Source organism: Amycolatopsis sp. NPDC051045, assembly GCF_040682955.1.
Lineage (GTDB): Bacteria > Actinomycetota > Actinomycetes > Mycobacteriales > Pseudonocardiaceae > Amycolatopsis.
On sequence record NZ_JBFBCC010000048.1, the window covers coordinates 1 to 18,082 of the forward strand.

The following is an 18,082-nucleotide window of genomic DNA, read 5'->3' on the forward strand; positions in this document are numbered from 1 at the left end:
GGGGGGTCCCCCTAATCCCCCCCCCCCCCGGCCCCCCCCCCCCCCCCCATCAACACCCCCCCCCACCCCCCCCCCCCCCGGGGGGGGGGGGGCCCGCCCCCCCCCCCCCCCCCCCCGGAGGCGTGGGGGCTCGGCCCCCACAGGACACGACGAAGAGAGCCCCGCTTGCGTTGTCAGCAAGCAGGGCTCTCCCGCGATCGAGTGGGCGATACTGGGATCGAACCAGTGACCTCTTCGGTGTGAACGAAGCGCTCTCCCGCTGAGCTAATCGCCCGCCCGTGGTGTTGGGGTCAACTTTAGCGTACGACTTTCAGGCGCCTGCAAACGGGTGGTCCTCGCCGACCACACTCCGCTTACCGGCGGGTACGGAACGCACAACCCCGAGCTAGCCGGGTTGTGCCGAAGGGGGGCCGCCTGACGTCACGTTCGACATCCGTGCGACGGTGCTATCGCCCGGCGACTAAACCGCGCAGTATGGAGGCGTGGGCCCCACGGGGCGTGCCGGTCAGTTGCGCGCCGTGGGTGGTCACGGGTGGAGACGGGGGCGACGAGCCCGGACGGGTGATTTGCGGCGCACCCGCGACGGATTCGGCCTCCTGATGCGTCCCAGTGGTGATGCCCTCGGCCGGGCCGGGCCGGGAAGGGAGACGAAGGGTAGGACGATGCGCAACGATCACGTGACGCTCCGCTCGACGGCGGTCTTCGACCTGCTGGCGCCGCGGACTCCCGCGGTTCCGGTGAAGGTGGAGCTGCGCTACGACACACGCGACCCGTACGCGGTCGTCGCCGCCTTCCGCACCGGCCGCGCCGGCTGGGTCGAGTGGGTGTACGCGCGCGACCTCCTCGCGGACGGTCTCCTGGCCGACGCCGGTGACGGCGACGTCCGCATCCGCCCCTCCGTCGAGGATCCCGAAGCCGTCTTGATCGAGCTGAACTCGCCGTCCGGGCACGCCATGTTCGAGGCGTCCGCCCAGGAGCTGGCCGACTTCCTCGACCGGACCTACGACGTCGTGCTGCCGGGCAACGAGCACCTGTGGGTCGACGTCGACGACGCACTCACCCACCTCATCCCGCACGATCTGGCCTGATGACAGGCTTGCAACGGCGGAGTGACACCCCGGTGTCGGCCCCGGTTTCGGGGTCCGATATGGTTTTCCCACACCACGGCGACGGGGTGAGGGACGAAGCCACGGCGTCGGACCTCCCGAACCGCAGCCGGGAAGTGCGGATGTAGCGCAGCTGGTAGCGCATCACCTTGCCAAGGTGAGGGTCGCGGGTTCGAATCCCGTCATCCGCTCGGTAGGCTCTCGAGCCTGGCACGGTGGAGTGGCCGAGAGGCGAGGCAACGGCCTGCAAAGCCGTGTACACGGGTTCGAATCCCGTCTCCACCTCGCGCGATTAGCTCAGCGGGAGAGCGCTTCCCTGACACGGAAGAGGTCACTGGTTCAATCCCAGTATCGCGCACCACATGTTTTCGCAGGTCAGAAGCCCTGTCCCTCCCCGGAGGGGCGGGGCTTCTATTCGTCAGTCGGCGACGATCCGGCGATGGCCCCAGAGCCCGGCCCGATCGCCCGCTGGGACCTCAGATGCGGGAACCAGGACACCAGCTTGGCGCGTTCGCCCGGGTACAGCGACGCCAGCGACCGCAGCCAGCGTTCCTCGAGTGCGTTCAGGATCTCGTTCACCATCGCTGGGGTCACGTGGTCGTAGACCCGCGCGATGCCCTTCATCTTCTGTCCCAGCCGCGCGCGGCGGGCGACCTCCGGGATCCCGTCCTCGGTCAGCCAGGTGCTGTGAGTGTGGCGGCCCTCGTGGAAGGTGAACGTCGGCAGGATCGGCGGCCGTCGCTCCCCCGCGCCGGCGTCATCGAGCTCGACGCCGTCCCACGCCGGCCGCCAAAACCGGATCCGGAAGTTCGACCGCCGCCACGGATGGCCCTCCGGCGTGCACAGCACGAACGGTTCCCGGTGACTGTCCATCAACTCCTCGTAGAGCACCGCGATCCCCGGCGGCAATGCCACGAACCTCGTACCCGCAGGAGTTTTGGTTCGCCCTTTCTTCGGCCGGGAGTTCCCGCGCCGTGTCGGCGGACGCTGGCGACCATCCGCATGATGATCATCACTCTTCCGGCCTCCTTTGTAGACCTTCCCGCCGACCTCCTTCAGCGGCGTCCGGATCTCGATGCCACGCTTCTCGGAGTCGTACTCGTGCCGCTGCTGGCCCACGAGTTCACCCCATCGGGCGCCGGTATAGAAATCCATCAAGCACAGCACGAACCCAGACTTCCCCAGCCCGAGTTCGTAGAGCCGCATTGCGGCCCGCAGCGCCTGTGCCGGCGTGGCGACCAACCGATCCGTGTCGAACTCGCCGCTGGACACCCGGACCCCGTTGCACGGGTTGGCCGGAATCATCCAGGCACGCACGGCAGCGTTGAGGATGGTCGAGAACAACGCGAAGTACGAGGCCACCGACGACTCGGCATAGTCCTCATGCAGCTCCGACAGCCACCGCTCAATCTCGACGTAGCCGTTGAAGATCGCGATCAGCGGCCACGCCTTCCACTGCGGCAACAGCTGCGTGTCGAGGAAAGACCGGTACTTCGCGACGGTGTTCAGCTCCAGCCGCGGAGCCAAGGCCGCCAGCCACTCCTCAGCGAAGTCGTCGAACCGGGTCTCGCCATCCCGCGGGTCCAGCCAGAGGTTCCGCCGGATCAGGGCCTCCTGCTCCAGCCCCCACTCCTCGGCAGCCTTCTTGGTGGGGAAACCTGACCTGCTCCCCCACGTCCCGTCGGGACGCTTGTACCGGGCACGCCACTCACCCGTGCCGGGCTCTTCCTGGCCGTGGGCCATCCTTGACTCCTCTTCTTCTCTGTTGCTCCGACCGCCTCACGCGGCGCGGAAGTCCTGGGCAACCTCCGCAACGGACACCCGTCGTCGCGGAGGCTTCACCGGGGCCGCGCTGAGCCGTACGATCTCGGCGACATCGGCGCGGGTGAACCGGTAGTGCTTGCCGAACCGGTGATGCGGCAGCACGCCGGCGGCGGCCTGGTCCTTCAAGGTCCTCGGCGACAGTTGCAGCAACTCCCCCACCTCTTCCGCGGTCAGCAACGCATCCGGATCCGGCAGCGGCTCCGGTACGGTCGCGCGCACCGCCGCCGTGAGTTCGCGGATGGCCACGGCGACAGCGCAGCCGTTTCCGCTCCCGTGGTCGCATTCGTTCTCCATCACGCACTCCATTCTTGTTGTCAGAAAATCGAGTCGGCCAGGGAAGTGTTCGCCACAGCACACACCTATCCACACGGAAACAAGACCGACAGTCAATAGGCTCTCGAAATAAAGTCAAAGAGCCTCGTACATGAGCGAACCCGACAACGCCCCGCGATTCTGCGACGCTACTATTCGACGAACCGGTATCGGAACCAGCACCAGAACGAAAGGATGAACAGATGACCAAGAGGGTCACGATCGAGATACTCGACGACACGGACGGCAGCCCCGCCGAGCAAACCGTCCCCTTCGGACTCGACGGCGTCGCCTACGAGATCGACCTGTCCACAACGAACGCCAACGCACTACGCGAAGCACTGTCACCATATGTGGTGTCCGCACGCCGGACCGGCGGCCGCCGGATCAAAGGCGCCGTCGGCCAGCCGACCGACAGCACAAAACAGGAACCGAAGCCAAGTACGAGCTACACAGCGACTCACGACATCCGCACGTGGGCTCGAGAAAACGGATACGAAGTAGCCGATCAGGGCCGCATAGCGAAGACCATAATCGAGGCATACCGCTCATCTCGCCGGCACCTCAGCACCGAAACCAATCAGAAGCACCAGACCAGAACCACGGCGAAGCGACGCCCCAAACCACGGAAATGATGTTCCATCAGCACCGAAGCACCTCTAAATTCTCATGACCCCTCCGAAGCGGCGATGATGTGCCAAGTGCGGCACACCGACGCTCCTAACTCCGGCAATCGGCTCCGCCGGAGACATGCAGTGGCCAGCATTCCAGCAGACCAGCTCCCAGGGCGACAGCCGTCCGGTACGTCTCGGCCACCGCCGTTGGAGAGGATCCCAGGCGGGTCGCGGTAGATGCCCAGTCCGCAGGGGGGAGCATCGGTTTGTCGCCCAGGTCGGCCGGGGATCGAAGACGAGGGTGCTGATCAGGTAGTCGTCGCGGGGCAGGGTCAGGTGCGCGGTGTCGCAACCACGTCAAGTTCCGTCTGCCCGACCGGGCTCTTTCCAGTGGGCTTTGGTTCCAGTCGGAGGACCGAGTTGATCTATAACCCCACCGTAAAGTTCGCCACCGACCTGCAGCTTGTTTGAACGCGCAGACCGGCGAACAGGTCGGCTCGAACGACAAGATGATCGCCGATCATGTTGTGCGGCGGCGACGTCTCCGCAGCCCGCCCCCGCGGGAGGACAGGACCAGGTCGTCGGACTGTCGTGGCTGTGCGAGACGGCGCCCATTGAGGTCACGGACTGACGCCGCAGTCGAACAGCACCCCGGCCGTGGCCGCGTCCGGGCCGATCCTCGATGGCGGTACCGGCCGGCAGTGTTTGGCCTCCCACCGGACCCGCCGGGTCAGTTCCCCCGCGTCGCCCGCCGCCGCGGGGGTCTGCCTCGGTCCGGCGCGGGCGATGTCGACGAACACCTGCGGCAGCAGCACGAACCGCAGCTTCCCGACCGCGACCCACTGCGGGAGCTCCGCGGCTGACGGCGCCGGGTCGAAGCCGAGGTAGCCGCCGAGCGGCGCGACGCGTGCCTCGGTGTTCAGCAGGAACGGGTCCGCACCGTACGTACCGCCCTCGACGGCCAGGGTGATTTCGGCCGGCGACGCCTGCGCGAACGCGAGCACCTGGCGCTGACCGGGGCCGAGCCGGTACGCGCTGTCGATCAACCGGCCGTACCCGGCCGCGACACCCGCACCGGTATTGGCGCTGAAGACGGTGTGCAACGCGGCCGTGGACGGCGGCCCCGCGGCCGGATCGGCGCTCTCCAGCACGCTCCTCGGCCGCACCGCGGTGTCGGCGACGAAGGCCGCGGGCCCGGCCACGACGGCGACCACGCCGATCACGGCTGCGACGCGCGCAGCCCGCACTAGTGCCTCATCAAGAAACGTTGACGTTGTCATCGTGTCGCGTGGACATCCAGGCCGGTGATCGCGAAGCTGGCCCGCGGAGGTGAGGCCGATGGCGCGTCAGCCGGAGGTGTTCGCGCGGTCGTTGGAGCCGGAGGAGGCCCAGCGGCTGGTCAAGATCACAAGGTCGTCGAAGGACCGGGTGCGGCTGCGGCGGTCCGGGATTGTGCTGGCCTCGGTGCAGGGCCGGTCCGCCGGGGAGATTGCGGCGATGTTCGCCGCGACCGAGGGATATGTGCGGGAGGTGATCCACGCGTTCAACGACTCCGGGTTCGCGGCGTTGTCCCCAAAATGGAGGGGCGGCCGACCAGCTAAGTTCGGGCCGGCCGCCCGCGACCAGATCTGCCGCATCGCCGCCTGCAAACCCACCGAGCTGAGGTTGCCGTTCACGACCTGGAGCCTGACCAAGCTGGTCGACTACCTCGCCGAGCACGCCTGGATCAGAGCGAGCACCGAGACCGTCCGGAAGATCCTGCGCAAGGAGGGCGTGTCCTGGCAGGCGACGAAGACCTGGAAAGCCAGCAAAGACCCCGACTTCGTGGCGAAGAAGACCCGCATCCTCGACCTCTATGACCATCCGCCCGCCGACGGGCGAGTGATCTGCGTGGATGAGTTCGGGCCGCTGAACCTGCAACCCCGACCCGGCCGCGGCTGGTTCCCCCGCGGCCGACCGGACCGCCAACGCGCCACCTACACCCGCACCAAAGGCATCCGGCACATGTTCGCCGCACTCGACCCGGCCTCCGGTCAGATGTTCTACCGGTTCCGCGACCGCAAGCGCTGACCGCAGTTCCTCGACTTCTGCAAGCAACTGCGCCGCCGTTTCCCGGCAGGGAAGCTCTACCTGGTCTGCGACAACTACGGACCGCACGGCAAGGCCGAGGTCAGGACCTGGTGCGCGGCCAACGACATCGAGCTGGTCTACACGCCCAGCAACGCCTCGTGGTTGAACTGGATCGAGTGCGAGTTCACCGCAGTCCGCTACTTCACCCTCGACGGCAGCGACTACCCCAGCCACGCTGCCCAGGAAGCCGCCATCGCCGGCTACCTCCGCTGGCGCAACCGCCACTGCCACCCCAAACGCCACTTCGCAGTCAACTCCAAGATCCGCCGCCCGGATTACCTACCCAACGTTGCTTGATGCGGCACTAGCTGGGATGCTCCCTCGTTCGGGGTCATGACCGGCGACAACCAGACTGCAGCCCGGACAACCGGGGGAACGCCCCCTCACTTGTACGGCGAGGGAGCCTTGCTCGCGAGGTAGTTGAACGTCTCGACCATGTACGGCCAGAAGGTGCTGTTCACGCACGAGTAACTCGGCGTGAAGCCGTCGCACGCGCCGGGGCCTTCGAGTTCGATGGTGAACGACGCGATGCCGAGCTTGCCGTCGGCGTAGAAGGTCACCGGCCTGGCCGTACGGATAGCCGGCCTCATCACCGACCAGACCGGTACGGTCACCGGTGGCGGCATCGCGGCCTGCCACTCACTGCCGGACAGGCCACAAAGGCCGCACCCGGCGAGACGGCATAGGAGGCAACGGCCGGCCCGGCCAACGGACCGTCACCGTGCTCGCCCACCAAGGCGGACGCCTCTACCGCATCAGATGAAGAAGGACTGTCCACGACCTGACCAGCCCGGTTCCTCATCGGTGATACGGCACCGAACTCGGACTGCGCTCCGGCACCGTTCGCCGAAGTTACCGGGCTGCCCTGCGCGAGATCGCCGATCCCGGCGACCACCGAGTCGAGCAGACCGGGAAAGCGGTCGTCCAGATCCTCCTTGCGCAGGATCAGCAAGCTTTCCCGGCCCGCAGGCTGCTGCCAGATGACTCCCGCGTCCCGCAACACGCGCCAGCGCCGGTTCAGCCAAGCTCAGTGGTCGGTGGACCAGGCGCCCAGGGCGGCGATGACGGCTTCGATGAGCGCGGAATCGATCGGAGCGCGCTCTATGGTGCTGCGGTAGTACATCGGCCCGATCGTCATGGCGGCGGCGTTCCGCCCGGTGAGCCCCAGACTGATCTCGCCGCGCGCTTGGGCGTCGTCGAGGGCGGCTGCGAGCCGGTCGGTGAGGATGCCGGCGAACTGCGCGCGGTAGGTGTTCATGGTCTCGTCCCACAGAGCGGTGTTGGCCAGGGTCGTGGACACGGCGCGGACGTCGTCGAGCTCGAGCTGACGAGCGATCGCGGTCAGCTCTCGTCGTAGCCACTCCCGGGTGGGCGTGGTCGGCTTGTCCAGGAACGGCATCGGGACGGTGGCCATGGCCTCGACGAGCAGGGGTTCGGTCCGGGGCCAGTGGCGATAGACCGTGGCGCGTCCCACTCCCGCTCGGTCGGCGACCTGCCCGTGCGTCACCGCGGTCGGGCCGCTTTCCAGCAGCAGCTCGCGAGCGGCGTTCAAGATCGCTTCTCGGCTTCGCTGGAACCGGGGGTCTGTCTCAGTGGTCACGGAGCCATCCTATGAGACAACTTGACTCGCAGTGCCGTAAGGGGACATCATCGGCGTATGAGACAACCTGTATCACAGATGGCCGTGGTCGTCCTCGGCGCAACGGGTGCCACCGGCCGTCACGTGGTGTCCACGGCGCTTCAGCGTGGGCACCACGTCGTCGCATTGACCCGCCAGGCGGGAACATTCGCGCCGCAGGACGGGCTCGACGAAGTGAGCTGGCCCGAGGTCACGGACGTCCCGGCGCTCACGCGAGCCCTGGCGGGCACGAAGGTGGTGATCAGCGCGCTGGGCGGAGCGAGCGCGGGGCCGACGACGGTCTGCAGCGAGGGCATCCGCTCGGCGGTCACGGCGATGAAGGCAGCGGGGGTGGCCCGCATGATCGCCGTCAGCGCGCACGGCGTGCTGGAGACACACGACAAGTCGCTGTACTCCTTGGCGGTGTGGGCGAATGTGGCCGAGCGAATGCACGACAAGGAAACGATGGAGCAGCTCATCACCGCATCCGGTCTGAAGTGGACAATCGTGCGGCCGCCGAAGCTGTCCGACCACCAGCGGATCGGGAAGTACCGGGCCGGCACCGACCTGCGGGTCCGGCTGTGGAGTTCGGTCGGACGCGCCGACCTCGCCGCGTTCCTGGTCGACGAGGCCGAAACCCCGCGGTATGTCCACGCCTACCCGCGGGTCATCCGGTGACCGCCGTCGTCCCCGACCTGACCGGGAAGGTCGCCGTCGTCACCGGTGCCACCGGCGGCATGGGCCAGCTCATCGCCGCCGACCTCGTCCACGCGGGTGCACACGTGATCACCGTCGCCCGCAATGCGGCTCGCGCGAACGCTTTGCGCGCACGCATCGGCTCACCGGCGGCGAACCGGCTCTCGGTCATCCCCGCAGACCTGTCGCAGCGCGCGGACATCGTGACCGCGGCGAAGACCATTTCGGACCGTCACGACCGGATCCACATCCTCATCAACAACGCCGGCGCGCACTACTCCGAACACCGCGTCTCGGCCGACGGCATCGAGATGCACATCGCCCTCGACTACCTCGCCGCCTACGGCCTCACCACCCTGCTGGACCGACCGCTGCGACGCGGCCGGGCCCGCGTGGTGAACGTCGCCAGCGACACCCTCAACGACACCCGGCAGCTCAAGCTCGCCGGCCGGCCCCGCCCGGCGACCCTCGACCTGACCGGCATCGACGACCTCGCGGAGCTCAATCCCGCTGCCGGGTTCGCGCCCTTCGAGGCCTACGCCCGCGCCAAGCTCATGACCGTCACCGCCGGCTACGCCCTCGCCCGTGACCTCGCCACCGACGGGGTGACCGTCAACGCTCTGCACCCAGGGATCGTCGCCACCGACATCATCGACGACCTCGTGCCCCCGTTTCTCCGCCCCGTGCGCACACTGATCCGCCGCAGCCTGCTCACCCCCGCCGAAGGAGCGAAAAGCGCCACACACATCGCGACCGACCCTGCCATGGCCGGTGTCACCGGCCGCTACTTCAACCGTGACAGCGAATCCACCACACCCCCGGTATCCCACGACCCCACCACCCAACGAAAACTCCTCGCCCTGAGCCGAACCCACTTCGCCGGCTGACGACGACCTGGCGTGGATCAACAGCCTTCGGCCATGACGACGTTGGTCTCGATGCAGGTCTGCGTCGACTTCGATGTCGTAGAGGTAGGCGACCCGATCGGCGCCGTGGGGGCGTTCGGCGAACCAGACCATGCCGACCTTCTGGTCGCCGTTCCGCGCGATGTAGAGGTGGTGGCCCGGTGCCGGTTCACGGCCGTCCACAGAACTTTCGCTCGGCTTCGAAGGGATCCGGGGGAATGGTGACTCTGGTCCGGCGCCAGGCGCCGGTCAGGTTGTCCCAGAAGCGCTTGAACGTCAGTGGTTCCCGGGTTGACCGTTGGATTTCCGCGAGGTCGCCGCAGCTGAGGGCGTGCCGCGCAGCGGTCACCTGTTCCGGGGTGACGGTGCCGGACACGGCGAAGTTTCCCGAGGGGTGGACGGGCGCTTCCGGGGCGGCGTGATCGGCGAGCAACCAGGCGTTTCCGAGCGGTTTCGAGTGGCCCGGCTTCACCGTCGGGAAATCGAACCGGGCGCCGATCGGGTTGGCCAGACCCCAGAAGTCGACGATCCCGACGCCGGTGGGAGCCAGCATCCCGACCGTACCGAGGTACACGCCGACGACCATGGCACCCGTACGCGCAGGCGTGATGATGATGTCGTTGCCCGGGCCCACCCCGTGGTAGATCAGTGACCGCCGCCCCGAGCCGGTCTCGGCCATCACGACGTCCTTCAGCCGCTGGAGCCGCTGTACGTAGGCCGCGGAATTCGTCGGAGCCGAGTTGCCGGTCCACCGGACGTAGTACGCGCGTTCGTCGTCGATGCCGAGCACAGAGCCGTCCGCCGCCGGATACCGGGCCAAGCCCGCGCAGAGGGAAGCCCACACCGCCACGACCACTGCGGCCACACCCGCGTTCTTCGAACGGGGGATCACGAGGACAGGCAGCAAGATGAGGAACAGAGCCGGTAGCGCCATGCGCGCGTGCATGTAGTCTCCGCCGACCTTCACCACGTATCCCAGGTGCAGCGCACCCGCCACCACCGGGGTGAGCGCCACCATCGGCTCGGACCACCTGCCGCTCCGTCGATGCAGCAGGCCGGCGAACACGACGATGACCACGATCAGCGGCAGCCACAGCAGATAGGGACCGGCGAAATCCGCGACGTAGGCGAACCCGCGCGTCCACAACGACTCGCCCGCGTTCTTCGTGAGCGCGGGCATCGGAACGAGGATGCCGTAGAAGCCCATCCGGAAGATTTCGTAGGCGAGCGGCAGCACGGCCGCGGCACCGGCAGCGCCCAGCGCCAGGCTCCGGCCGGGCCGGACGGCCGGCCACAACGCGGCGAGGAACACCGCGGCGACGAGGGCCAGGTCCGGCCGTACCAACGGGCCCAGGCCCATCGTGAAGGCCGCCAACAGGATCGCCTTCGCCGAAGCCTTCGTGCGCAGGCGAAGGAAAAGCCACCAGCCGGCCGCCATCCAGAACGTGGTGAGCCCGGTCTCCAGGCCGGATGTCGCGTACTCCCAGACGGGCCGCATCCCCAGCAACACGAGGAGGCCGCAGGGCAGTGGCACCGCGAAGTGGCGTCGGCTGTGCAGCCGCCACGTGGCGTCGACCGCGAGGCCGAACCCGGCCGCGGTGAGGACGAGACCGAGCACCCAGGAGATCGTCGAGGTATCCGGCTGTCCGAAGAGGAATCCCGCCAACGCGAGCAGCCACTGCCAGAGCGCACTGGTCGACGTTTCCGCCCGCTCACCGACGTTGTAGACAGGTCCGTTCCCCGCGAGGATCTGTTCCACCGCGCGCGTGTAGATCAACGCGTCGTCGCAGATCCAGCGCGTCGAGTACCCCAGCACCGCGATGAACAGCGCCGCCGCCGCAACGACGGCCACATTCCAGCGGGTTCTCGTCGCCTTGACATCGCGGACGACATCGACCGCGGCAGGTGAAACGGTAGTCACTGTTCGCCTTTCCGGGAATCTGGTGGATTCCAGGCTAGGAAAAGATCATGCGCACACCGTGCTCGGTGATCGACGGTTCCGCACGGTTCGGTGACCGCACCGCCCACGTGGTGCTTCCTCCTGTAACGAAACCGCACGACCTCGCCACGGTTGCGCACGAATCCACCGGGCGAGCGCGCCCGCAGCCCTAGGATCGGGCCCGGACTTGATCTTTGGAGGGGCCCATGCCGCGACTGCTGCTCGTCGAGGACGACCGGGCGCTGGCCGAGGCGCTCACCCTGGCGCTGGCGGCCCTGGGGCACGACGTCGTCGTCGCGCCGACCGGGGAGCGAGCGCTGGAAGCGCTGTTCACCGACCGGCTCGAATGCGGCTTCGTCCTGCTCGACGTCATGCTGCCCGGAATGGACGGCTTCGAGGTCTGCCGTCGGATCCGGGCCAGGAGCAGGCTTCCGCTGATCCTGCTCACCGCTCGGGGCGACCCGATCGACGTCGTCGCCGGGCTGGAATGCGGTGCCGACGACTACGTGGTCAAACCCGCCGAGCCCCGCGTGCTCGACGCGCGGATCAAGGCCGTCGGCCGCCGCGCCGTCACCGCTTCCGGGACGTCGGCGGGCGTGCTGCGCGTGGCGAACCTGGAGATCGACACCGGGGCGATGAGCGTGACCCGCGACGGCGGCGAGCTGGCGCTCACCGCCACCGAGATCCGCTTGCTGGTGGAGTTCGCCGAGCATCCGAACCAGGCCCTGAGCAGGCAGGCGCTGCTGAAGCGGGTATGGGACTACGGCTACGTCGGCGACTCGCGCATCGTCGACGCGGCGGTCGCGCGGCTGCGGGCGAAGATCGAGGACGATCCGGCGAACCCGGTGCTGCTGCGGACGGTGCGCGGACTCGGCTACCGGCTGGTGGACAAGTGAGGCGGCCGGCCTTCGGGCTCCGGGCCCGGGTGACGGCGGCGGTCGTGCTGGTGACGACGACGGTGACCGCGCTGATGGCCTTCGCGGCGACCAAGCTGCAAGAGGACGAAGCGATCGGCGGGTTCACGTTCGCGGCGCAGTCGTCGGTCGGCGCCCTATTCGAGCAGACGTGGCGTGGACTCGAGCAGGCGATGGCGGGCAACGGCACAGTGGACGATTTCGCTCGCGCGATGGACAGCAAGACGACGGACTGGATGCTCTTCACCAAGGGGCCCGACGGCTCGGCCGAACTGGTGACATCCGGCTCGCACGACCTCATGTGGGCTTCGAGGCCGCTTCCCCTCCGCGTTTCCGACCGGGAGGCGGTCGTGGACACGGTCGTGGACAAGGTTCTGGTGCGCACGGGCAAGACCGCGGACCTGCTCACGACGACCACGGTCGACCCGGCGACCGGCCGGAAGCTCCTCGTGGTCAGCGGGAACTTCGTCGATTACTGGATGGTGCAGTTCTTCGACCTCACCCCGCTCGAAGGGAACCTGGACGTCCAGCGGCGGAAACTGGTGTACCTCGCGCTCGGGGTGGCCGTGCTCGGGATAGCCGCCGCCCTGTTCATCGCCCGGTACGTTCAGCGCCCGGTCCGCCGCGTCGCCTCCGCCGCCCGTGAGCTCGGCGATGGCGCCTTCACCGTGCGCGTCCCGGTCAAGGGCCGAGACGACCTCGCCGACCTCGCTCGTTCCTTCAACACCATGGCGCAGCGGGTCAGCGAGTCGGTCGAGGAATTGCGGGCCAAGGACCGCCAGCAACGGCGGTTCGTCGCCGACGTCGCCCACGACTTGAGGACCCCGATCGCCTCGCTGGTCGCCACGGCCGACACTCTCGACAGCGCCGACCCCGAGACTCGCTCCCGGGCGGCGCGGCTGCTCGGCACGCAGGCACGGCGGCTGGCGAAACTCGTCGATGACCTGATGGAGATCTCCCGCTTCGACGCCAGCACCACGGACTTCCGGCCCGAGCTCCTCGACCTGTCCCCGCTGGTCGAGGACGCGATCGAGGTCAGCGTGCCGGGCACAGCGGTCGAGGTCACGCGCACCGGCGACACGACCGTGGTCGCCGACCCGCGCCGCGTCCACACCATCGTGGGCAACCTCCTGGTCAACGCCGTCCGGCACGGCCGTGCCCCGATCGCCGTGTCGATTCACGGCACATCCGGCCACGCCACGATCACGGTGTCGGACTCCGGTCCGGGAATCCCCGAAGACCTGCTCCCGATCGTGTTCGACCGGTTCGTCCGGGGCGATCACGCACGCCGGGAAACCGAAGGCAGCGGACTGGGGCTGTCCATCGCCCGGGAGAACGCCCTCGTCCACGGTGGTGAACTCACCGCCCACAACGACGGCGGCGCCGTCTTCACCTTGACACTCCCCCGGCGTGCGGCCGACGGGACACCCCAGGCACGTAGCCGTCGAAGGACGCCATCGGGATTTGCGTGAGAACGCCCGCAACCGGGTGCGGTATCAGCTGAAGAGGCAGCGTCGATTGAAGAGGCAGCGTCGATCGTGGAGAATCCGTTGTTGCGCGCGGGTCAGCTGTTCACGGCTCGAAGGCCGCCCGGCTGTCGGCCTTCGAGCCGGTTGAGCGCGGCCTCGCTGGCGGTGTCGGCCGGGAGGTGGACGATCAAGCGCTGGTCGTCGTCGGCGGACAGTTCCAGGGCCTCGTAGCTGAGGCGGAGCCGGCCGGCTTCGGGGTGGTTGAGCCGGATGATGCCGGTGGCCGCGGTCAGGCCGGGAACCGTCTCTACCCGGCGCACGAAATCCCCGCCCGCGGCGACGGTGAGCTCGTCGGCCAGTGCGGCGATGTTCGGGTCCGCGCGGAACGGGCCCTGCTTCAGTGCGGCGACGACGTCGTCGGCCCGTTCGTCCCAGTCCGGGTAGCAACTGCGGGCTCGCGGATCGGTCAGGACGAACCGGGCGAGGTTGGCCCAGCCGTCGCCGTCGAGCAGGCCGGTCGGTGCCATCAGCCGTCGATATCCGTCGTTGCAGGCGAGGACTTCGCTCAGCTGATTCAGCACGACGGCGGGTGTGGGTTCGAGTTGGTCGAGGATGGCGCGCACGGTGGGGCGTACGTCGCGGTTCGGCTGGGCGCCGCCCATGCAGGTGAAGCCGCCGTCGGCGGCCTTGGTGAGACGGTACAGGTGGATGCGCTCGCTCGGCGCGAGATGCAGGGCGCCGGCCAGCGCGGACAGCACCTGCGGTGACGGCCGCCGATCCCGCCCCTGCTCGAGCCGGATGATGTACTCCACGCTCACGCCGGCCAGCGTGGCCAGCTCCGCCCGGCGCAGCCCCGGGGTGCGCCGGCGCGCACCGGTGGGCAGGCCGACCTGCGCAGGAGTGACCGCCTCGCGACGGTTCCGCAGGAACAGGCCCAGTTCGTTGCCACTCACCCTGAGCACGGTACCGGCGCGCACGGGCACCTGGGGTGGCCCGGCCACTACCACCCTTCGCGCGGCCTTCCTGGCAGCCGCCGCTCGATGCAGAGTGATCCGGCGGCGGCCGACCGGTCGCCGGAACAGCACGAAGGAGAAGCGCATGTCGGACCGACGGCCGAAGCTCGCAGTGATCGTCGGCAGCGTCCGCGAGGGACGGTTCGGCCCGGTGGTGGCCCGATGGTTCACCGAGCAGGCAGCCCAGTTCGGCACATTCGACATCGACGTGATCGACCTGGCGGACACCCCGCTGCCGCTGGAGCTGCCCGCCGTCCCCCCGGCGATGGACCCGCACCTGCCGCGCCCCGCGGAGATGTCCGGCCTCACCCGGCGGCTCGACGAGGCCGACGCGTTCGTCATCGTCACGCCCGAGTACAACCGCAGCTTCCCCGCCTCGCTCAAGGCCGCCATCGATTGGCACTACACCCAGTGGGAGGCCAAGCCCATCGGCTTCGTCGGCTACAGCGGCGGGAGCGGCGGCCTGCTCGCGATCGAGGCACTGCGGCAGGTGTTCAACGAGCTCAACGCGCACACCGTGCGCAACTACGTCTCGTTCCCCCGGTACTACCTGCTCTTCGACGACGCCGGCAACCTACGCGAGCCGGCCGAACCCGTTGCCGCCGCCGAAACCATGCTCGCCCAGCTGCACTGGTGGGCCGCCGCGCTCGCCGCCGCCCGCGCCATCCCCACCGCAGCATGAACCCGCTCGCGCTGATCGTGGATTACCCGAGGTGGGCCGGGATGCACCTGGGGCGGCAGGGATTCGGCGCGATGAGGTTGCGTGACCAGACCGTCGGCGACGCTGATCGCGACCCGGTGTCGGTGATCCATGCCGCCCTTGATGCCGGAATCACGATGGTGGATACCGCGGATGCCTACCGGAATGAGGAGCTGGTCGGCCGCGCCATCCGGGGCGTCGTGACGAGGTGCTGCTGGCCGGCAAGTTCGGGTTGGTACGGCACGACAAGGTCGCCGGAGGCTTCGACGTACGGGCTGATCCGGCATACGTGCGACAGGCGAGCGAGGCGAGCCTGCGACGACTCGGCGGCCGGCGAGCAGATAGCCGACGGTCCGCGCGCCACTTTGGACAAGATCGCCCGCGTTCATCGGCATGAGCGCGCGTTCGGGCCGTGCCGCTGAGCGGCGCTCAGTCGTCTACGTGGGTTTCGCACTTGTCAGGCGACCGTCTGGCCTGGCGCGGCCCAGGCGGTGGTTGCGACGAAGTCCTCGAACGACCGGGGCGGCCGGCCCAGTGCGCGCTGGACACCGTCGGCCAGGTCGGCGCCGCGGCCGTCGCGGAGATCGACCAGCAGTCCGGTGAGCAGGCTCGCCACGCGTTCCGGGACGCCGTAGCGGATTTGCCGCTCGACGAATGCCTCCGGGGCGACGTCGAGGTAGTCGATCTTCCGTCCGGTGGCCCGCGTGATGAGCGCGGTCGCTTCCGCGAAGCCGACTGCCCGTGGGCCGGTCAGCTCGTAGACCTGGCCGTCGTGCCGGTCGTCGGTGAGCGCCGCTGCGGCGACCTCGGCGATGTCTTCGGCGTCGACGAACGGGGCTCGTCCCTCGCCGGCCGGGAGGGTCAGCGCGCCGTCGCGGATGCCCGCCGCCCACGGGCCCTCGCTGAAGTTCTGCGCGAACCAGTTCGGGCGCAGGATGGTCCAGCCTGCGCCGCAGCCGCGGACTGCTTCCTCGGCGGTGTGCAATGGGTGGCCGGCTTCGCCGGCGCGCGGGGCGGACAGCAGCACGAGCCGGCGGGCGCCCGCCGACACCGCTTCGGCCACGAACCGCGGGAGCCGGTCCCCGGCCCCCAGGTTCGGTTCCACGAGGTAGACGGCCGTGACACCGCCCAAAGTGGAAGCCCAGGTCGCCGGGTCGGCGAGGTCGAAGCCGCGGGCACGGGAGGCGACCCGGGCGGCAGCGCCGAGCCGCCGGGCGACGCGGCGGCCGGTCTTGCCGGTGCCGCCGAGAATCAGGATGGTCTGCATGTCCGCAAGCAAAGCCGCTGAAGGCAAGACGATCCATGGGTGAAAGTCGATGATATCTTTGTCAGCGTCTACGGTGGCGAGATGGACGTCCTCAGCGACTTGCTGCACCGGGCCCACGCCGGCCACGCGCTCGTCCGGCAGCTGATCCAGCGGCCGCCGTGGTCGTTGGCCTTCGCCGACGCCCCGCCGCTCACGCTGGTGGCCACGCTCGGCGGGCACGCGTCGCTGCGCGTCGGCGATGCCACGCCGGTGCGCCTGGCCGCCGGGGACCTTGCGCTGATCAGCGCCTGCGCGTACACGATCGCCGACGACCCGGGCACGCCGCCGCAGCTGGTGATCCGCGGGACGAAGAAGTATCCGGTCACCGGCGCGGAGCAGCCGAGAAACCAGGCGCCGCGCACGTACGGCGACGGCGAGCCCGGGGCCACGACCATGCTCCGCGGCGCCTACGAGCTCCACGGCGCCGCCGCGGAACGGCTGCTCGGCATGCTCCCGCCGCTGGCGGTGGTGCCCGCCGGGCCGCGGACCCGAGGCGCCCTGGACCTGCTTGCCGCCGAGGTGGCCTGCGACGAGCCCGGCCAGGACGCCGTGCTCCGTCGGCTGCTGGACCTGGTGCTCGTCCTGGCGCTGCGCGGCTGGTGCGCCCGGATGGAGCCGTCGCCCGCTTGGTACCGGGGGCTCAGCGACGCCGGCGTCGGCGAAGCCCTGCGCTTGCTGCACACCGAGCCGGCGCACCGGTGGACGGTCGCCGAGCTGGCCGCCCGGGCCGGCCTGTCCCGCGCCGCGTTCGCTGCGCGCTTCGCGCGTCTCGTCGGCGAGCCGCCGCTGACCTACCTGACCGGCTGGCGGATGACGCTGGCCGCGGACCTGTTGCGCGACAACGAAGACACCATCGCCGCCGTCGCCCGAGCGGTCGGGTACGACGACCCGTTCGCCTTCAGCGTCGCCTTCAAACGCGTCCGCGGCGCCAGCCCCTCGGCCTGGCGGCACGGCCGTGGGACTCCCAGTTCGTGATCGCGATGGCGTCTTTGATCGCTTGCGCGTCGCTGTCGAGGAGCGACCTCTCGCGTTCCGGGGACTCGGCCTTGATGGTCCCGCCGTCTCCTGCGTAGCGAGGGATGACGTGAAGGTGGAAGTGGAAGACCGTCTGGAAGGGCGACTTCGCCGTCGCAGAGGAGGACGTTGATTCCCTCGCAGCCCATGCGTGAGCGTCGCAAGGCCCGTGCCATGTCATGGCCGACCGACCAGGCGTGAGCGCTCGTGGCTCGATCGAGGTCTTCGAGGCCCACGGCGTGCTTGCGTGGCACGACGAGAAGATGGCCGGGCGTGACGGGGTTCAGGTCCATGAAGACGACAACGGTCTCGTCCTCGTGCACCACGCTGGCCTCGGCCTGCCGCGCCGCAATGGCGCAGAAGATGCACCCCTGCGCCGCCGATGTCGCGTTCTGTGCCGTGCGCGCAAGCTGACCTCTACCGACCGCTCATCGGCAGAAGAGGATGTTTGAGCGGCGGCTCGATCCCGGCACTGGGTGTCTGCACGAAGGTGCGCATGGGTTGTGGTCGGGGCCGCCGAAG

Annotated in this window: 20 protein-coding genes, 4 tRNA genes and 2 pseudogenes; 15 read left to right on the top strand and 11 right to left on the bottom strand. The window is 69.0% G+C overall.

All coding sequences use genetic code 11. The annotated features are described in order from the left end of the window. Positions 1 to 202: 202 nt before the first annotated feature. A tRNA-Val gene (locus AB0M80_RS43365) sits at positions 203 to 274 on the bottom strand. Between the two features lie 388 nt (positions 275 to 662). Between AB0M80_RS43365 and AB0M80_RS43370 the strand changes: the two genes are divergently transcribed. The 4 genes from AB0M80_RS43370 (at position 663) to AB0M80_RS43385 (ending at position 1,467) form a co-directional block, all read left to right on the top strand. Further along, a complete protein-coding gene (locus tag AB0M80_RS43370) occupies positions 663 to 1,088 on the top strand; it encodes an SsgA family sporulation/cell division regulator (RefSeq protein ID WP_013227152.1) in 426 nt (141 codons plus the stop codon). 136 nt (positions 1,089 to 1,224) lie between these two features. Next, positions 1,225 to 1,297: transfer RNA gene (locus AB0M80_RS43375), tRNA-Gly, on the top strand. A 23-nt stretch (positions 1,298 to 1,320) separates the two neighbouring features. Further along, a tRNA-Cys gene (locus tag AB0M80_RS43380) sits at positions 1,321 to 1,391 on the top strand. Between the two features lies 1 nt (position 1,392). After that, positions 1,393 to 1,467, top strand: a tRNA-Val gene (locus tag AB0M80_RS43385). A gap of 50 nt (positions 1,468 to 1,517) precedes the next feature. Here AB0M80_RS43385 and AB0M80_RS43390 read toward each other — a convergent pair. Both AB0M80_RS43390 and AB0M80_RS43395 read right to left on the bottom strand, forming a co-directional pair. Then, positions 1,518 to 2,729: an integrase gene (locus AB0M80_RS43390; RefSeq protein ID WP_364576410.1), complete on the bottom strand. Its 1,212-nt coding sequence runs from the start codon at positions 2,727 to 2,729 to the stop codon at positions 1,518 to 1,520. A 156-nt stretch (positions 2,730 to 2,885) separates the two neighbouring features. After that, a complete protein-coding gene (locus AB0M80_RS43395; protein WP_364576411.1) occupies positions 2,886 to 3,224 on the bottom strand; it encodes a helix-turn-helix domain-containing protein in 339 nt (112 codons plus the stop codon). Between the two features lie 221 nt (positions 3,225 to 3,445). Here AB0M80_RS43395 and AB0M80_RS43400 point away from each other — a divergent pair, with 221 nt between their 5' ends. Next, the gene (locus tag AB0M80_RS43400; RefSeq protein ID WP_364576395.1) at positions 3,446 to 3,877 is read left to right on the top strand and encodes an Lsr2 family protein; all 432 of its coding nucleotides are present in this window, start codon (positions 3,446 to 3,448) and stop codon (positions 3,875 to 3,877) included. A gap of 599 nt (positions 3,878 to 4,476) precedes the next feature. On the opposite strand, the gene AB0M80_RS43405 is transcribed toward AB0M80_RS43400, so the two are convergent. Beyond that, on the bottom strand, positions 4,477 to 5,103 hold the full coding sequence (locus AB0M80_RS43405; protein WP_364576396.1) for a hypothetical protein: 627 nt from the start codon (positions 5,101 to 5,103) through the stop codon (positions 4,477 to 4,479). Between the two features lie 91 nt (positions 5,104 to 5,194). Here AB0M80_RS43405 and AB0M80_RS43410 point away from each other — a divergent pair, with 91 nt between their 5' ends. The 3 genes and pseudogenes from AB0M80_RS43410 (at position 5,195) to AB0M80_RS43420 (ending at position 6,283) form a co-directional block, all read left to right on the top strand. Beyond that, the gene (locus AB0M80_RS43410) at positions 5,195 to 5,926 is read left to right on the top strand and encodes an IS630 family transposase (RefSeq protein WP_364576397.1); all 732 of its coding nucleotides are present in this window, start codon (positions 5,195 to 5,197) and stop codon (positions 5,924 to 5,926) included. Between the two features lie 60 nt (positions 5,927 to 5,986). After that, positions 5,987 to 6,073 (top strand): annotated as a pseudogene (locus AB0M80_RS43415) (IS630 family transposase); the annotation flags it as partial. Positions 6,074 to 6,088: 15 nt separating this feature from the next. Beyond that, the gene (locus tag AB0M80_RS43420) at positions 6,089 to 6,283 is read left to right on the top strand and encodes a hypothetical protein (RefSeq protein ID WP_364576398.1); all 195 of its coding nucleotides are present in this window, start codon (positions 6,089 to 6,091) and stop codon (positions 6,281 to 6,283) included. An 86-nt stretch (positions 6,284 to 6,369) separates the two neighbouring features. Here AB0M80_RS43420 and AB0M80_RS43425 read toward each other — a convergent pair whose 3' ends face one another. Next, positions 6,370 to 6,546 carry a hypothetical protein gene (locus AB0M80_RS43425; RefSeq protein WP_364576399.1) on the bottom strand — a complete coding sequence of 59 codons (177 nt, stop codon included), beginning with the start codon at positions 6,544 to 6,546 and terminating at the stop codon, positions 6,370 to 6,372. Between the two features lie 467 nt (positions 6,547 to 7,013). After that, positions 7,014 to 7,586, bottom strand: coding sequence for a TetR/AcrR family transcriptional regulator (locus AB0M80_RS43430; protein WP_364576400.1), 573 nt, complete (start codon positions 7,584 to 7,586; stop codon positions 7,014 to 7,016). A 78-nt stretch (positions 7,587 to 7,664) separates the two neighbouring features. Here AB0M80_RS43430 and AB0M80_RS43435 point away from each other — a divergent pair, with 78 nt between their 5' ends. After that, a complete protein-coding gene (locus AB0M80_RS43435) occupies positions 7,665 to 8,282 on the top strand; it encodes an NAD(P)H-binding protein (protein WP_364576401.1) in 618 nt (205 codons plus the stop codon). Here AB0M80_RS43435 and AB0M80_RS43440 read toward each other — a convergent pair. After that, entirely contained in the window at positions 8,261 to 8,386 is a 126-nt protein-coding gene (locus AB0M80_RS43440) for a hypothetical protein (RefSeq protein ID WP_364576413.1), read from the bottom strand. The two genes, AB0M80_RS43435 and AB0M80_RS43440, sit on opposite strands and share 22 nt — an antisense overlap. On the opposite strand from AB0M80_RS43440, the gene AB0M80_RS43445 reads away from it, so the two are divergent. Next, complete coding sequence (locus tag AB0M80_RS43445) at positions 8,342 to 9,187, top strand: SDR family NAD(P)-dependent oxidoreductase (protein ID WP_364576412.1); 846 nt, start codon at positions 8,342 to 8,344, stop codon at positions 9,185 to 9,187. The two genes, AB0M80_RS43440 and AB0M80_RS43445, sit on opposite strands and share 45 nt — an antisense overlap. Positions 9,188 to 9,374: 187 nt before the next feature. Here the strand turns inward: AB0M80_RS43445 and AB0M80_RS43450 are convergent, their stop codons facing one another. Next, positions 9,375 to 11,057, bottom strand: a complete 1,683-nt coding sequence (locus tag AB0M80_RS43450; protein ID WP_364576402.1) for a hypothetical protein — start codon at positions 11,055 to 11,057, stop codon at positions 9,375 to 9,377. Between the two features lie 293 nt (positions 11,058 to 11,350). On the opposite strand from AB0M80_RS43450, the gene AB0M80_RS43455 reads away from it, so the two are divergent. Both AB0M80_RS43455 and AB0M80_RS43460 read left to right on the top strand, forming a co-directional pair. Beyond that, positions 11,351 to 12,040 carry a response regulator transcription factor gene (locus AB0M80_RS43455; RefSeq protein WP_364576403.1) on the top strand — a complete coding sequence of 230 codons (690 nt, stop codon included), beginning with the start codon at positions 11,351 to 11,353 and terminating at the stop codon, positions 12,038 to 12,040. After that, positions 12,037 to 13,530 carry a HAMP domain-containing sensor histidine kinase gene (locus AB0M80_RS43460; protein ID WP_364576404.1) on the top strand — a complete coding sequence of 498 codons (1,494 nt, stop codon included), beginning with the start codon at positions 12,037 to 12,039 and terminating at the stop codon, positions 13,528 to 13,530. The genes AB0M80_RS43455 and AB0M80_RS43460 overlap by 4 nt, the downstream gene beginning before the upstream one ends. Before the next feature lie 92 nt (positions 13,531 to 13,622). On the opposite strand, the gene AB0M80_RS43465 is transcribed toward AB0M80_RS43460, so the two are convergent. Next, positions 13,623 to 14,480, bottom strand: a complete 858-nt coding sequence (locus tag AB0M80_RS43465) for a helix-turn-helix domain-containing protein (RefSeq protein WP_364576405.1) — start codon at positions 14,478 to 14,480, stop codon at positions 13,623 to 13,625. Positions 14,481 to 14,625: 145 nt separating this feature from the next. Between AB0M80_RS43465 and AB0M80_RS43470 the strand changes: the two genes are divergently transcribed. Together AB0M80_RS43470 and AB0M80_RS43475 are read left to right on the top strand one after the other, a co-directional pair. After that, on the top strand, positions 14,626 to 15,222 hold the full coding sequence (locus tag AB0M80_RS43470) for an NAD(P)H-dependent oxidoreductase (protein ID WP_364576406.1): 597 nt from the start codon (positions 14,626 to 14,628) through the stop codon (positions 15,220 to 15,222). Continuing rightward, the gene (locus AB0M80_RS43475) at positions 15,219 to 15,662 is read left to right on the top strand and encodes an aldo/keto reductase (RefSeq protein ID WP_364576407.1); all 444 of its coding nucleotides are present in this window, start codon (positions 15,219 to 15,221) and stop codon (positions 15,660 to 15,662) included. Before AB0M80_RS43470 ends, AB0M80_RS43475 begins: the two co-directional genes overlap by 4 nt. A 35-nt stretch (positions 15,663 to 15,697) precedes the next feature. Here AB0M80_RS43475 and AB0M80_RS43480 read toward each other — a convergent pair whose 3' ends face one another. Then, positions 15,698 to 16,507, bottom strand: a complete 810-nt coding sequence (locus AB0M80_RS43480) for an NAD(P)H-binding protein (RefSeq protein WP_364576408.1) — start codon at positions 16,505 to 16,507, stop codon at positions 15,698 to 15,700. An 81-nt stretch (positions 16,508 to 16,588) separates the two neighbouring features. Here AB0M80_RS43480 and AB0M80_RS43485 point away from each other — a divergent pair, with 81 nt between their 5' ends. Further along, entirely contained in the window at positions 16,589 to 17,521 is a 933-nt protein-coding gene (locus AB0M80_RS43485; protein ID WP_364576409.1) for an AraC family transcriptional regulator, read from the top strand. Between the two features lie 212 nt (positions 17,522 to 17,733). Here the strand turns inward: AB0M80_RS43485 and AB0M80_RS43490 are convergent. Next, positions 17,734 to 17,886 (bottom strand): annotated as a pseudogene (locus AB0M80_RS43490) (HIT family protein); the annotation flags it as partial. Between the last annotated feature and the right edge of the window lie 196 nt (positions 17,887 to 18,082).